This window comes from Rhizobium phaseoli (genome assembly GCF_001664385.1).
GTDB classification, from domain to species: Bacteria; Pseudomonadota; Alphaproteobacteria; order Rhizobiales; family Rhizobiaceae; genus Rhizobium; species Rhizobium phaseoli.
Genome location: NZ_CP013532.1, coordinates 1,233,045 through 1,246,459 on the forward strand (window position 1 = coordinate 1,233,045; position 13,415 = coordinate 1,246,459).

15 protein-coding genes are annotated in these 13,415 nt (G+C 61.9%); 10 read left to right on the forward strand and 5 right to left on the reverse strand.

The annotated features are described in order from the left end of the window. Positions 1-954 (reverse strand): sulfate adenylyltransferase subunit CysD, encoded by a 954-nt coding sequence (cysD, locus tag AMC88_RS05965; RefSeq protein ID WP_012483070.1) that lies wholly within the window; start codon positions 952-954, stop codon positions 1-3. Between the two features lie 114 nt (positions 955-1,068). Further along, positions 1,069-1,815 (reverse strand): phosphoadenylyl-sulfate reductase, encoded by a 747-nt coding sequence (locus AMC88_RS05970; RefSeq protein WP_010023335.1) that lies wholly within the window; start codon positions 1,813-1,815, stop codon positions 1,069-1,071. Positions 1,816-2,233: 418 nt separating this feature from the next. Here AMC88_RS05970 and AMC88_RS05975 point away from each other — a divergent pair, with 418 nt between their 5' ends. The 5 genes from AMC88_RS05975 to AMC88_RS05995 all read left to right on the forward strand — a co-directional run bounded on the left by AMC88_RS05975 (position 2,234) and on the right by AMC88_RS05995 (position 4,354). After that, positions 2,234-2,680, forward strand: coding sequence for an RrF2 family transcriptional regulator (locus tag AMC88_RS05975; protein ID WP_004669535.1), 447 nt, complete (start codon positions 2,234-2,236; stop codon positions 2,678-2,680). Between the two features lie 102 nt (positions 2,681-2,782). Then, positions 2,783-3,169, forward strand: a complete 387-nt coding sequence (locus tag AMC88_RS05980) for a DUF6152 family protein (RefSeq protein WP_012483072.1) — start codon at positions 2,783-2,785, stop codon at positions 3,167-3,169. 17 nt (positions 3,170-3,186) lie between these two features. Then, on the forward strand, positions 3,187-3,660 hold the full coding sequence (locus AMC88_RS05985) for a DUF6644 family protein (RefSeq protein WP_010022588.1): 474 nt from the start codon (positions 3,187-3,189) through the stop codon (positions 3,658-3,660). A gap of 116 nt (positions 3,661-3,776) precedes the next feature. Next, on the forward strand, positions 3,777-4,058 hold the full coding sequence (locus AMC88_RS05990) for a YlcI/YnfO family protein (RefSeq protein WP_041683859.1): 282 nt from the start codon (positions 3,777-3,779) through the stop codon (positions 4,056-4,058). Continuing rightward, a complete protein-coding gene (locus AMC88_RS05995; protein ID WP_012483074.1) occupies positions 4,055-4,354 on the forward strand; it encodes a type II toxin-antitoxin system RelE/ParE family toxin in 300 nt (99 codons plus the stop codon). Before AMC88_RS05990 ends, AMC88_RS05995 begins: the two co-directional genes overlap by 4 nt. Here AMC88_RS05995 and betA read toward each other — a convergent pair whose 3' ends face one another. From betA to betI, 3 genes are all read right to left on the reverse strand, one after another. Continuing rightward, on the reverse strand, positions 4,355-6,004 hold the full coding sequence (gene betA, locus AMC88_RS06000) for a choline dehydrogenase (RefSeq protein WP_012483075.1): 1,650 nt from the start codon (positions 6,002-6,004) through the stop codon (positions 4,355-4,357). A 167-nt stretch (positions 6,005-6,171) separates the two neighbouring features. Next, positions 6,172-7,635, reverse strand: a complete 1,464-nt coding sequence (gene betB / locus AMC88_RS06005) for a betaine-aldehyde dehydrogenase (protein WP_012483076.1) — start codon at positions 7,633-7,635, stop codon at positions 6,172-6,174. A gap of 1 nt (position 7,636) precedes the next feature. Next, a complete protein-coding gene (betI, locus tag AMC88_RS06010) occupies positions 7,637-8,272 on the reverse strand; it encodes a transcriptional regulator BetI (RefSeq protein ID WP_004669551.1) in 636 nt (211 codons plus the stop codon). A 142-nt stretch (positions 8,273-8,414) separates the two neighbouring features. On the opposite strand from betI, the gene AMC88_RS06015 reads away from it, so the two are divergent. From AMC88_RS06015 to AMC88_RS06035, 5 genes are all read left to right on the forward strand, one after another. Continuing rightward, positions 8,415-8,963, forward strand: coding sequence for an HdeD family acid-resistance protein (locus AMC88_RS06015; RefSeq protein WP_012483078.1), 549 nt, complete (start codon positions 8,415-8,417; stop codon positions 8,961-8,963). 180 nt (positions 8,964-9,143) lie between these two features. Further along, the gene (locus AMC88_RS06020; protein ID WP_004669555.1) at positions 9,144-9,386 is read left to right on the forward strand and encodes a ribbon-helix-helix domain-containing protein; all 243 of its coding nucleotides are present in this window, start codon (positions 9,144-9,146) and stop codon (positions 9,384-9,386) included. A gap of 159 nt (positions 9,387-9,545) precedes the next feature. After that, the gene (locus AMC88_RS06025) at positions 9,546-11,363 is read left to right on the forward strand and encodes a GGDEF domain-containing protein (protein ID WP_170960092.1); all 1,818 of its coding nucleotides are present in this window, start codon (positions 9,546-9,548) and stop codon (positions 11,361-11,363) included. Between the two features lie 77 nt (positions 11,364-11,440). Further along, positions 11,441-12,436, forward strand: a complete 996-nt coding sequence (locus AMC88_RS06030) for an NAD(P)H-quinone oxidoreductase (protein ID WP_012483080.1) — start codon at positions 11,441-11,443, stop codon at positions 12,434-12,436. Positions 12,437-12,596: 160 nt separating this feature from the next. Next, positions 12,597-13,376, forward strand: a complete 780-nt coding sequence (locus AMC88_RS06035) for a class I SAM-dependent methyltransferase (protein WP_012483081.1) — start codon at positions 12,597-12,599, stop codon at positions 13,374-13,376. The last annotated feature ends 39 nt before the right edge of the window (positions 13,377-13,415 follow it).

A 13,415-nucleotide genomic window follows, 5' to 3' on the forward strand; every position in this document is an offset into this window, starting at 1 on the left:
TCAGAAATATCCTTCACGCTTCTTCTTTTCCATGGAGCCCGACTGGTCGCGGTCGATGGCGCGGCCCTGGCGTTCGGACACCGTTGCAATTTCGAGTTCGGCGATCACCTCTTGCAGCGTGGTCGCCTGTGAGCGGATGGCGCCGGTCAGCGGGAAGTCGCCAAGCGTGCGGAAGCGGATCATGCCTTCCTGGCGCACTTCACCGGGCAACAGCTCGAGCCGCGGATCCTCGGCCAGGATCATCATGCCGTCACGCTCCACGAACTTGCGCATCTTGGCGTAGTAGAGCGGAACCAGCGGAATGTCCTCGGCCTGGATGTAGCGCCAGATATCGACTTCCGTCCAGTTCGACAGCGGGAAGGCGCGCACGCTCTCGCCCTTGCGGATCATGCCGTTATAGACGTTCCAGAGTTCCGGCCGCTGATTGCGCGGATCCCAGCGATGGTCGGGCGTGCGGAAGGAATAGATGCGCTCCTTGGCGCGGCTTGCTTCCTCGTCGCGGCGTGCACCGCCGAAAGCGGCGTCGAACTGGCCGGCATCGAGCGCCTGGCGCAGGCTTTCGGTCTTCATGATGTCGGTGAAGGCGGCCGAACCATGGGTGAACGGCGTGATGTTTTCGGCCGCACCGCGCGGATTGATGTGCTCGATCAGGTCGAGATCGTACTTCTTCGCGGTCTCGTCGCGGAAGGCGATCATCTCGCGGAATTTCCAGCCGGTGTTCACATGCAGCAGCGGGAAGGGCACGCGGCCGGGATAAAAGGCCTTGCGCGCGAGATGCAAGAGCACCGAGGAATCCTTGCCGATCGAATAGAGCATGACGGGACGCTCGAATTCGGCCGCCACCTCGCGGAAGATATGGATGGATTCGTTTTCCAGCGCCTTTAGATGCGGGTCGAGCGGCGCCTTGGCGCTCTGCGGGTTGCTGAGTTCCGTATCCGGACGGCTATCGGGCATGTCTTACTCCAGGCTGTCGGTCGTTTGCGGCGCCCGCAAACAATTCTTTGATGTTGGCTTTCCCAAAGGCTGCGGCGATCGCCGCGCCTTGATTGGGAAAGCCGTGAGGGTTGATTACTGGGCGGCGACCACCGAGGCCTCTTCGGCGACATGCAGGCCGCATTCGCGCGTCTCGTCCTGCTCCCACCACCAGCGGCCGGCGCGCTCCGGCTCGCCGGGCTTGATTGCCCGGGTGCAGGGCTCGCAGCCGATCGAGGGATAGCCGCGGGCATGCAGCGGATTGACCGGCACGCCATTGTCGGAAACGAAAGCCTTGATCGCCTCGATGTCCCAATCGGCGAGCGGATTGACCTTCACGAGGTGCCGTTCGGCGTCATATTCGGCAAAGGGCGTCTCGGCGCGGTTGGCCGATTGCCCGCGGCGCAGGCCGGTGATCCAGATCGTTGCCCCTTCGAGTGCGCGCGCAAGCGGCTTCAGCTTGCGCACGCCGCAACAGGCATGCCTTGCTTCGACGCTTTCGTAGAAGCCGTTGAGGCCGTATTTCGCAGCATAGGCGTCGATATCGGCCTTTTCGGGGGTGAACCGCTGGATGTGGATGTCGTACTGGGCTTCGGTCTCGTCGATCAGCGACAGCGTCTCGGCAAACAGCCGGCCGGTCTCGAGCGTCGCGATGTCGATCGGCAGGCGATGTATGCCGATCTCGGCGCTGATCACCTGATCTTCGATGCCGAGCGAGGTGGTGAACACCACGCGCCCGCCAAGGCCCGCCACCAGCGACAGACGTCCGGCAAGGTCGAGACCCGCCAGCTTGTCGTTCAGCGCCTTGGCTTCCGCTTCCGCAATCGTATCGATAACAGTCATGAGAATCCTGTCCTTTGTTGACCGGAGTATCGCAGTTCAGTCCCGGATCGGACAGAAAAAGGGATTTCGAAAGCTGCGGCCACAGGAGCAAATATCTCTCCGAAGCTGCCGCAATGCAAAAAAACAGCCGCCCGAGGATAAAGATCCCCGCCGACAGCCTATATCTCTATAAAAATAGTAGAGTTACACGCAGCCTGTCAATTCGAAATCTGAAGTGATGCCGAAAAAGGTGCGGAAGGCGGGGTTTTGGCGTAAATTGCAGGGGCTTGGCCAAGGGTGAAAAACAAGGCCAAAATGCTTGTCCCTCAAGGCTTTCTCTAGCGCGTTCAAATTCCGTTCATGCTGGTTGTGCCATAGAGGCGAATGTACTCGTGAAGCGGCGCGGGAATACGCGCCGCCTGTGTGTTGACGGTCTGAGATGATTACGCAAAAGGCGAAATATGCGCTGCGGGCGCTGACGGTTCTGGCGGATGCCGATGCCGACGAACCGGTGATGATTTCCGATATCGCCGCCCAGCAGAAGATCCCGAAAAAGTTCCTCGAACAGATCCTGCTCGACCTGAAACATCACGGCATCGTCGCCAGTCGCCGCGGCAAGCAGGGCGGCTATCTCCTGCTGAAGCCCGCCCATACCATCACCTTCGGCGAGATCCTGCGCATTATCGACGGCCCGATCGCGCCGTTGCCGTGCCTGTCGATCACCGCCTACCGCAAATGCGACGATTGCGATGGTGAACAGACCTGCGAAATCCGCCACGTCTTCGCCAAGGTCGCCGACGCCACCCGCAAGGTGCTGTTCTCGACGACCATCGCCGATGCCGTCGGTCCGAGGCACGGCGCCGAAGTCACCCGCCTGCTGGCCTGATCGGCAGCCCGCAGGGCGTTGTTCTTCAATATTTGGTGAAATGCCTTTTCTCGCCGCTGCGATGCTCCACCTGCCTGCTCATTCGGGGTAGAGAGAAGAACCATGTTTGCACTTTCGACAAAGCGCCTGCTGGCCGCCGTCGGCCTGTCGGCTGCCCTTGCCACAGGCGCTGCCGCTCATCACGGCTGGTCCTGGGCCGAGGCGGATCAAATCGAGCTGCGCGGCACCATAGAGAAGATCTCGATGGGCGGCCCGCATCCGACACTCGATGTCGCGACCGCCGATGATGGCCTGTGGCGTGTCGAACTCGGCAATCCACGCCAGACAGAGCGCTCCGGCTTCGTCGAAGGCGTCGCCACACCAGGCGATCAGGTGGTGGCGCTCGGAAACCGTTCGCAGGATCGGCAGGAAAAGCGGATGAAGGCGGTGCGCATCACCATCGGCGAGAAGCGCTACGATATCTATCCGGATCGCATCAAGACGAACTGACGCAGGCTGAACCGGCTGTGATCGACATTCTCGAATGGCTGTCGGCCACGACTCCAGCGGTAACGCTCCGGCGCTCCGCAACACTCTACATGTTCGTCAACACAGGCCATATCCTGGCGATCGGCCTTCTCGTCGGCGCCATCCTGCCGCTTGATCTCAGGCTTGCCGGCTGCTTCCGCAAGGTGCCGGTGGAGATTGTCGCGCCGTTTCTGTCGCGCTCCGCGGGCGTCGGCCTGGCCGCGGCCATTCTCACCGGCTTCTGCCTCTTCAGTGTCCGGGCGGTCGAATATGCCGCCAATCCGGCCTTCCTCGCTAAGCTTGGCCTGATCGGCCTCGGCCTGCTCAACCTCCTGGTTGTTCATCTCGGGCAAGGGTGGAAAACGGTCATATCAACCGGCCTCATCCAACCCGGCCTTCGCTTCTCCGCAGCCCTGTCGGCCGCGGTCTGGATCGCCGCCGTATTGGCCGGGCGGTGGATAGGATTTCTCTGAGGCGGTCGCTCCCGATTTTCCCAGCTAAGGCGCGCATGAATTGCGCCACGGGCGGAGTTGAATATGCCACGATGATCCGCCATATTGCGTTGCAATTGCAACGCATGAGGAAGTTCATGAAAACGGCATCGCTCCCATCCCTTCGCGTGGATCCTGAATTGCGCGCTGCTGCCGAAAGCGTTCTGAAAGAAGGCGAGAGCTTGTCGTCGCTGATGGAGGATTCCCTTCGCCGCCAGATCGACTATAGAAGAACCCAAGCGGAGTTCGTCGCACGCGGCCTAGCCGGCTTGGCGGAAGCGCAGCGGACGGGTGTGTTCTACACAACAGACGACATTCAGGCGTTGATGCGCAGAAAGCTTCAAAAGGCGAAAGCCCGCAAAGCCGCACAGCAGAAATGACCTTCGAGCTGAAGTACACCAAGACCTTCTATGAAGATCTCGACCGGCTCGCCGATTTTCTGATCGAACGTGATCCGGATTTGGCGGAACGTGCCCTTAACACCATCCAGAAAGCGCTGATGATACTCCAGGATTTTCCGCTTATGGCCAGACGCGCATCTGCGGATGATCCTTTGCTGCGCGAGCTCCTCGCACCATTCGGTTCAGCCGGATATGTCATTCTCTTCAAGGTGGTGAACGAAACGAGCGTCATTGTCCTCGCCGTCCGTCACCAGCGTGAAGAAGATTATCACTGATTATCTGTCGCTGACCGCCGCCCTTGGGTTGATCCAGGGCTCCTGGTTGGAGCGCGCCAGCGGCTGTTTGCCGAGAATGTGGTCGGCGGCCTTCTCGCCGGTCATGATCGAGGGGCCGTTCAGATTGCCGTAGGTAACGTGCGGGAAGATCGAGCTGTCGGCGACGCGCAGGCCATCGACGCCGATCACCCGGGTCTGCGGATCGACCACTGCCATCGGATCGTCCTTGGCGCCCATCTTGCAGGTGCCGCAGGGGTGATAGGCGCTTTCCAGATGCTCGCGCAGGAAGGCGTCGATCTGCTCGTCGCTCTGCACGCCTTCGCCAGGCTGGATCTCCGGGCCGCGATAGGCATCGAAGGCCGTCTGCCCGAAGATTTCGCGCGTGAGGCGCACGCAGTGGCGGAATTTCTCCCAGTCTTCCGGATGGCTCATATAGTTGAAACGCAGCACCGGCTCGGCCTTCGGGTCGGGCGAGCGCAGCGTCACGCTGCCGCGCGATTTCGACAGGTTGTAGCCGACATGCACCTGGAAACCATGGCTTTTGGCCGCCGCCTTGCCGTCATAGCTGATCGCCACCGGCAGAAAATGATACTGGATGTCGGGCTGTTTCAGCCCCGGCGCGGAACGCAGGAAGGCGCAGGCCTCGAACTGGTTGGAGGCGCCGAGCCCGCCCTTCGACAGCAGCCATTGCGCGCCGGCCACCCCTTGCCAGAACCAGGGCAGCCAGGAATAGAGCGACACCGGCTTGGTGCTGACCTGCTGGAAGTAGAATTCCATGTGGTCCTGCAGGTTGGCGCCGACGCCCGGCCGGTCGGCCTTCACCGCGATGCCCATGTCGTTGAGATGCTGGCCCGGGCCGATGCCCGACAGCATCAAGAGCTTCGGCGAATTGAAGGAGGAGGCCGAGACGATCACCTCGCGCGTCGCCTTGACCACCTCCACCTTGCCGCCGCGCTCGATCTCGACGCCGGTCGCCCGGCCGTCCTCGATGACGATCTTGCGTGCCAGGCCGTAGACCATGCCGACATTTTTCCGCTTTAGCGCCGGTTTCAGATAGGCGTTGGCGGCAGACCAGCGGCGGCCGGAAAAGATGGTCTGCTCCATCAGGCCGAAGCCTTCCTGCTTGCTGCCGTTATAATCGTCGGTGGTCTCGAAGCCCGCCTGCTTGCCGGCCTCGATGAAGGCGCGGAACAGCGGATTGGTGAAGCCGCCGCGCTGGACATGCAGCGGTCCGTCGGTGCCGCGCCAGCCTTCCTCGCCGCCATGCGAATGCTCCATCCGCTTGAAATAGGGGAGCACGTCGGCATAGGCCCAGCCGCTGGCGCCAAGCTCCTCCCAGCGGTTGAAGTCTTCCGCGTGGCCGCGCACATACACCATGCCGTTGATCGAGGAGGAGCCGCCGATCACCTTGCCGCGCGGCGCAGTGATACGCCGGTTGTTGAGGTTGGGTTCCGGCTCAGAGAGATAACCCCAATTATAGCGCTTCATGCTCATCGGCCAGGCAAGGGCGGCCGGCATCTGGATGAACGGCCCGAAATCGCTGCCGCCCGCCTCGATGACGAGAACGGAATTCTTGCCGTCTTCCGAGAGGCGATAGGCGAGGGCGGAGCCGGCGGAGCCCGAGCCGATGATGACGAAATCTGCTTGCATGGTTTTTCTCTCGTGTTTTGCTTCAGCCGCCGCGCCGCGTCGCCCCCTTATCCGGCTGCCGCCACCTTCTCCCGAGGGGAGAACGGACGTGCCACGGCCTCTCGACTCCCCTTCTCCCCTGGGGGGGAAGGTGCCCGGAGGGCGGATGAGGGGCTGCTTGCGCTGACTTAGTAAGGCGCCTGTACCGGCCCCATGCCGACGTAGACCGTCTTCAGCTCGGAATAATGCTCCAGCGCCGCCAGCGAATTCTCGCGGCCGAAGCCGGATTGTTTCGAGCCGCCGAAGGGGATCTCGACCGGCGCGAGATTATAGGCGTTGATCCACAGCGTGCCGGCCTCCAGCCGGTCGACGACGCGGTGGGCGCGGGTGAGGTCGGCGGTGAAGACGCCGCCCGACAGGCCGAATTCGCTGGCATTGGCGCGTGTGATGACCTCGTCCTCATCGTCGAAATCGAGCACCGACATGACGGGCCCGAAGATCTCCTCGCGGGCGATGGTCATCTCGTCGGTGACGTCGGCAAACACCGTCGGCTGCACGTAATAACCTTCGCCGGAGACGTTGTTGGGAATGCCGCCGCCGGCAACGAGCGTCGCGCCTTCGGCCTTGCCCTTCTCGATATAGGCGACCACCTTCTCGCGCTGTGCCCAGGAGACCATCGGGCCGATCTGCGTCGCCTCGTCCATCGGGTCGCCGATCAGCATCGCCTCGGTGCGCGCCTTCAGCCGCTTCAGGAATTCCGTCTTGATGCCCTTCTGCACGAAGACACGGGTGCCGTTCGAGCAGACCTGGCCGGTCGAATAGAAATTGCCGAGCATGGCGCCGCCGACCGCCGAATCGAGATCGGCGTCGTCGAAGACGATGAGCGGCGACTTGCCGCCGAGTTCCATCGTCACATGCTTGAGGCTGCCGGCGGCAGCCGCCGCCACCCGGCGCCCGGTCGGCACCGATCCGGTCAGCGACACCTTGGCGACATCGGGATGGTTGACGAGCAGCGGCCCGGTATCGCGGTCGCCCTGGATGACGTTGAAGAGCCCCTTCGGCAGCCCCGCCTCATGCAGGATCTCGGCGATCTTCAAGGCACCGAGCGGGGTATTCTCAGACGGCTTGAACACCATGGCATTGCCTGCGATCAGCGCCGGCGCACCCTTCCAACAGGCGATCTGCTGCGGATAGTTCCAGGCGCCGATGCCGACGCAGACGCCGAGCGGCACCCGCTTGGTATAGGCAAAATCCTGGCCGAGCGGGATGTGCGAACCGTTGAGGCCGGCCGGTGCAACACCGCCGAAGAATTCGAAGGCGTCGGCGCCCGAGGTCGGATCGGCGACGATCGTCTCCTGGATCGGCTTGCCGGTATCGAGCGTTTCCAGTTCGGAAAGCTCGCGGTTGCGTTCGCGCATGATGTCGGCAGCGCGTTTCAGGATGCGGCCGCGCGCCATCGGGCTCATCGCCGCCCATTCCGGCTGGGCGCTTTTGGCCGCGGCGATCGCCTTCTCGACGATCGCAGGCGTTGCCGCATGCAGCCGGGCGATCACTTCGCCGGTAGCAGGATAGAGGCTCTCGATGACGGTGCCGTCGCTATCCTCGACATATTCGCCATCGATGAAGTGCGAGGCTTTCGGTTGGGCTTTCATGTCATTTATCCTTGGATGGTGCGAAGTGGTTTTTCCTTCCCCGGGTGGGAGAAGGGGAGGCGCTGGCCAGAAGTGCGTTCACATAATCCTCCGTCAGCGCGATCGAGGCTTCGATGCCGATCGGCGCCGATTTCAGACTTTGCCTGATATAAAGCCCGTCGATCATCGCCGCAGCGCCCTCGGCGATGCGTTCTGCGGCGTCGGCCGGCAGCAGCGCCTTGAGATCGGCAAGCAGGTTGGAGCGCAAGCGGCGGGCATAGATTACCAGGAAGCGGCGCGTCTCTTCTGAGCGCTGCGCTTCGGCGTAAAAGGCAAGCCAGGCGGCAATCGTCTCCGGCGTGAACTGGTCGGCGTGGAAGCTGACGCGGATGATGGCCGAAAGCCGCTCACGCGGCGTGCGCGCCTCCTTCAGCGCCGCCACCGTATCGCGGCGCAGCTGCCTGAGCAGCGAGCGGATCGTCTCGATCAGCAATTGCTCCTTGCTGCCGAAATAATGATGGGCAAGGGCTGCAGACACGCCGGCCTGACGGGCGATATCGGACATGGTGACCGCCAGCGAGCCGTGATCGCCGATCACTCGCAGCGCCGCATCGACAAGCGCCTTGCGGCGCACCGGTTCCATTCCGACTTTCGGCAAAACGCCAACTCCTCACGCATTTTGGATAAGGATATTTTTGATTGACTGATCAATCAACAAAAATCTCGGCCGAATTGATTTGGCGCAGATCTTTTCCGGAGAAACGGGCGCAACATATTCGAAGTTGATCAGGAGGTGTGCTATGACCAGCGTCTTCAACGAAATGCCCGGATCCCCGCTGCGGTCGAAATGGACATGGTTCCTCGGCCTCGGCGTTCTGCTTCTTATCTGCGGCCTCATCGCTCTCAGCAACCTGTTGATGGCCACCGTCGCCTCGGTCTTTTATGTCGGCATGCTCATGCTGGCGGGCGGCGTCATCTATCTCGTCCACGCTTTTCAGGTGCGCCGTTGGGATCAGGTGCTCTTCTGGGCTCTGAGCGGCCTGCTTTACGTGCTTGCCGGCATCTGCGCCTTCATCAATCCCATCTTCACCTCGGCGGCCTTGACCCTGTTTCTGGCCATTGCGCTGCTGGTGGCCGGGGTCTTCCGCCTCTGGGTCGGGATGCGGATGCGACCGCTGAAGGGCTGGCGCTGGATCGCCGCCAGCGGCGTGATGACGGCGCTGGCCGGCTTTGTCATCGCGCTGGGCTGGCCGGTGAACAGCCTCTGGATCCTCGGTCTTTTCCTGGCCGTCGATCTCATCATTCAGGGATGGACGATGATCGCCTTCGGTCTCGGTTTGCGCAGTTGAAATTTCGGAAGCGCCGTCGTCGGCTTTTTGGCGCCTCCGTTTTGACAAGGACATGGCAGGGGATTAGACTTAAGGAGTACGGACCGCTCGCCAAAAGCGGGTGGTCCTATACGATCGCCGCAAATGGTCATGCGTCCCCCAAAGGCAGGGTACTGCCTGAATAAAAAAGGGAGGAAGTTCATGCCGATGGTCACCGTTTCCATCTCTCCGCAACAGGCAGCGGGCATCCGTGCTGCCGTCGACAATGGCGGTTACGCCTCGAGCAGCGAGGTCGTCCGCGAGGCGCTCCGCCTCTGGGACAGCGCCCGCAAGCTCGGCGAAATCAAGGCCGATCTCCTCAATGACGAGAGCGTTGCCTCGGGCGGCAGATGCGTCGCCGACATGTTCGCCGATCATGAGGCGCAGCGCCGTCGCTCCGCCTGAACAAGCATCTGATTGTATGGGGGAACTCGAATAAACGCGGAACGCGCAGCGATGGTTCGCGTCTTTCACAAAACTTTCACACTGGCGAAAGGGTTCATTGATCCTTCTGCCGCATGGTCCTGGCTCAACAAGAACAAATCACAGCGGAGCTCGGCCGAGATGAAAACCGGCACATCCCTGGCTTCCCCCGTCGAGCCCGGCGTCCTGCGCCGTTACGCCAGCGATCAGATCGTTACCCTTGCCAAGCTCGTGGTCGAGAACGCCTTCCAGCCGATCGTCGAGGCCGGCACCGGCACGGTGTTCGGTTACGAGTCCCTGATGCGCGGCCAGGAGCGCATCGGCTATGACACGCCGGCCGAGATTCTCGATCAGGCCCATGAGGCCGGCCAGTTGCTGCAGCTCGAACAGATGCTGGCAAGCCGCGCGCTTGCCAAATTCGCGACGCTGTCGAATTTCTCCAACTCGACGCTGTTCCTCAATCTCGACGTCCGCCTCATCCCGCATGGCGAACGGCTGGTCGAAAACCTGCTGCAGCATCTGAGGACTGCGAATATCCCGCCGTCTTCGATCTGTTTCGAATTCTCCGAGCGTTTCGACAATACCAGCGTACCGGAATTTTCAGCCCTGGTCTCGAAGCTGCGCAAGGCCGGCTTCAAGCTGGCGATCGACGATTTCGGCGTCGGTCACGGCGAAATGAAACTGCTGTGCGATCACGCGGTCGATTATCTGAAGATCGACCGCCATTTCGTTGCCGAGATCGACCGCAGTCCGCGCAAGCGCCATCTCCTGAAGAGCATCGTCAACATCGCCCATGTGCTCGGCACCCGCGTCATCGCCGAGGGCATCGAGACCGAGGCCGAATTCATCGCCTGCCGCGAATATGGCGTCGATCTCGTCCAGGGTTGGTTCATCTCGCGGCCGACGACGCACATGTCGGAGCTGGCGCCGTCCTTCCCGCATCTGCAGGAGCTCGGGAAAAGCAAGCGCGCCAGCCAGTCGCTCGACGAGATCCTCATCCGCAAGCAGATCGAGCTGCTGCCGGCAGTCTACGAAAACGACAGCATCGACAGCGTCTTCGAGCTTTTCCGCCGCAATCCGCGCCAGGCTTTCTTTCCCGTGCTCAATGCCAACAACGAGCCACGCGGCATCATCCATGAGCATCACCTGAAGGAATATATCTACCAGCCCTTCGGCCGCGATCTCCTGAAGAACAAGATGTATGAGCGCAGCATTTCGCATTTCGTCGAGATGGCGCCGATCGTCGGCCTCGACAGCGATGCCGAGCATCTGATGGCGATCTTTGCCAATATGGAAGGCAGCAACTGCCTGATCCTGACCGACAATATGCGTTATGCCGGCGTCGTCTCCGCCGCCTCGCTGATCAAGGTCATCAACGAGAAGCAGCTGAAGACCGCCCAGGACCAGAACCCGCTGACCGGCCTGCCGGGCAACCGCGCCATCCGCGATTTCATGCGCCAGTCCGGCCGCGACGGCGACGAGGTCCGCCATTTCTGCTATTGCGACTTCGACAATTTCAAGCCGTTCAACGATGCCTACGGCTTCCATCTCGGCGACCATGCGATCTCGCTGTTTGCCGCGCTGATGCGCCGCTATTTCTTCGCCGAGCGGCATTTCCTCGGTCATGTCGGCGGCGACGATTTCTTCATCGGCGTCGTCGGCTGGACGAAGGAGGAACTGACCGAGATCCTCGACCGGCTCATCAGCGATTTCCACGACGACGTGCTCGACCTCTATTCCGAAGAGCACCGTGCCGCCGGCCGAATCCTCGGCCACGACCGCACCGGCGCCGAAGCCCTGTTCCCGCTGATGCGCTGCTCGATCGGCGTGCTCGAACTGCCGGAAGACCTCGTCATCGACGATATTAACCGCGTCGGCGCCGAGATCGCCGTCATCAAATCGGCCGCCAAGGAGAGCGAGGAGGGCCTCGCCTTCCACGTCCTCGGCGAGGCGAATTGACACGCTTGCCGCTTCCAACCTTCCCAAGCCGGCGGTGCTGATTTAATTCCCCTGTTTGGATCAGGGAGGATCGCACCATGCCATTGCCTCAGGAAATGCGTTTCGTCGATCTCAAGTCCTTCGGCACTCCAGAGGTGATGGCGATCGGCAGACGCCCGCTGCCGGTGCCGGGTGAGGGGCAGGTGCTGGTGCGCGCCGCGGCGATCGGCGTCAACCGCCCCGATATTGCCCAGCGCCAGGGCAGCTATCCGCCGCCTAAGGATGCGAGCCCGATCCTCGGCCTGGAACTATCCGGCGAAATCGTCGCCGTCGGCCCCGATGTCACCGATCATGCCGTCGGCGACAAGGTCTGCGGGCTCGCCAATGGCGGCGCCTATGCCGAATATTGCCTGCTACCATCAGGCCAGATCCTTCCCTTTCCCAAGGGCTATGACGCGGTGCAGGCGGCGGCCTTGCCCGAAACCTTCTTCACCGTCTGGGCCAATCTCTTCCAGATGGCCGGGCTGACGGAAGGCGAGACGGTGCTGATCCATGGCGGCACCAGCGGCATCGGCACGACGGCGATCCAGCTCGCCCGCGCCTTCGGCGCCGAGGTCTATGCGACGGCCGGCTCACCGAAAAAATGCGAGGCCTGTGAGAGGCTCGGGGCCAAACGGGCGATCAACTACCGCAGCGAGGATTTCGCCGAGGTGATCAGGGCCGAGACCGGCCAGGGCGTCGATATCATCCTCGACATGATCGGGGCGGCCTATTTCGAGCGCAACCTCGCCTCGCTCGCCAAGGACGGCTGCCTGTCGATCATCGCCTTCCTCGGCGGCGCCGTTGCCGAAAAGATCAATTTGTCGCCGATCATGGTCAAGCGGCTGACGGTCACCGGCTCCACCATGCGCCCGCGCACGACGGAAGAAAAACGCGCCATCCGCGACGATCTGCTCGCCGAAGTCTGGCCGCTGCTGGAGGCCGGCACCGTCGCTCCTGTCGTTCACAAGGTCTTTGCCTTCGAGGACGTCGTCGCGGCGCACCGGCTGCTTGAAGACGGCAGCCATATCGGCAAGATCATGCTCACTGTCTGACGTCAGTTTCGGGCCAGCATTGGCGCGCAAGGTGGCGTTGATCCTGGCCGTTCGTGAGTCTCCAGGATCGTTGAACGTTTGTCTGATCGAAACCCGGCCGCGAAACTGCGCATCTTGATGTGGCGTTGCTTGCGCGTTGTACGGTCCCTACGAGGATACAATGGCTCTATTCCACGCCTGCCCCATCTGCCGCAGCAGAATTCCGCATTTCGTACCGCTACCGCGCTACTACATCGACAAGGCGGTCGAGCACGGCTTTCCCTATCGCATCGATGAGTTCGAGACGATCAACCATCAGGCCTATAGCTGCCCCAATTGTCATTCGACCGATCGCGACAGGCTATACGCGCTGTTCCTGACGCCGGTATTCCAGCGCCTCGATCAGGCGCAGCCCGTCCGCTTCCTGGATATTGCGCCGGGCCGGGCCTTGACCTTCTGGCTCAAGGGCCACCCGCATGTCTTCTACCGCAGCTGCGACATGCATATGCCCGAGGCGGACGACAAGGCGGATATTCACAATCTGCCCTACGCCGACGAGAGCTTCGACTTCGTACTTTGCTCGCATGTGCTCGAACATGTCGAGGATCCGGTGCGTGCCACGGCAGAAATCCGGCGAGTCCTGAAGCAGGACAGCGTCGCCATTCTGATGGCGCCGATCTGCCTGTCAATCGAGGACACCTATGAGAATCCCGAGGTGACGACGCCGGAAGGCCGCTGGGCGCATTTCGGCCAGGACGACCATGTGCGCATCTTCTCGAGGTCCGGCTTCATCGATGTGATCCAGCGCGCCGGTTTGGCTGTCCAGCAGATTCCGGTCACCGAATTCCTGACGCCCCAGGTCTGCGATACCTATGGCATCGGCCGCGGCTCCGTCCTCTATCTCGGCGTCAAGCAGCAGGCCGTCCAGCAGGCGCCGGAACCGGAACGCAACGTCGCCTGAAAGATCTAGTCACGCTACAAGAGGCGCCTCGAACCTTGA

Coding starts and splice junctions, on each gene's coding strand:
- AMC88_RS05995 (WP_012483074.1), top strand. CDS start 4,055: ATGACCTTCGAGCTGAAGTACACCAAGACCTTCTATGAAGATCTCGAC.
- betA (WP_012483075.1), bottom strand. CDS start 6,004: ATGCAAGCAGATTTCGTCATCATCGGCTCGGGCTCCGCCGGCTCCGCC.
- AMC88_RS06020 (WP_004669555.1), top strand. CDS start 9,144: ATGCCGATGGTCACCGTTTCCATCTCTCCGCAACAGGCAGCGGGCATC.
- AMC88_RS05975 (WP_004669535.1), top strand. CDS start 2,234: ATGATTACGCAAAAGGCGAAATATGCGCTGCGGGCGCTGACGGTTCTG.
- AMC88_RS05980 (WP_012483072.1), top strand. CDS start 2,783: ATGTTTGCACTTTCGACAAAGCGCCTGCTGGCCGCCGTCGGCCTGTCG.
- cysD (WP_012483070.1), bottom strand. CDS start 954: ATGCCCGATAGCCGTCCGGATACGGAACTCAGCAACCCGCAGAGCGCC.
- AMC88_RS06030 (WP_012483080.1), top strand. CDS start 11,441: ATGCCATTGCCTCAGGAAATGCGTTTCGTCGATCTCAAGTCCTTCGGC.
- betB (WP_012483076.1), bottom strand. CDS start 7,635: ATGAAAGCCCAACCGAAAGCCTCGCACTTCATCGATGGCGAATATGTC.
- AMC88_RS06015 (WP_012483078.1), top strand. CDS start 8,415: ATGACCAGCGTCTTCAACGAAATGCCCGGATCCCCGCTGCGGTCGAAA.
- AMC88_RS05990 (WP_041683859.1), top strand. CDS start 3,777: ATGAAAACGGCATCGCTCCCATCCCTTCGCGTGGATCCTGAATTGCGC.
- AMC88_RS05970 (WP_010023335.1), bottom strand. CDS start 1,815: ATGACTGTTATCGATACGATTGCGGAAGCGGAAGCCAAGGCGCTGAAC.
- AMC88_RS06025 (WP_170960092.1), top strand. CDS start 9,546: ATGAAAACCGGCACATCCCTGGCTTCCCCCGTCGAGCCCGGCGTCCTG.
- AMC88_RS06035 (WP_012483081.1), top strand. CDS start 12,597: ATGGCTCTATTCCACGCCTGCCCCATCTGCCGCAGCAGAATTCCGCAT.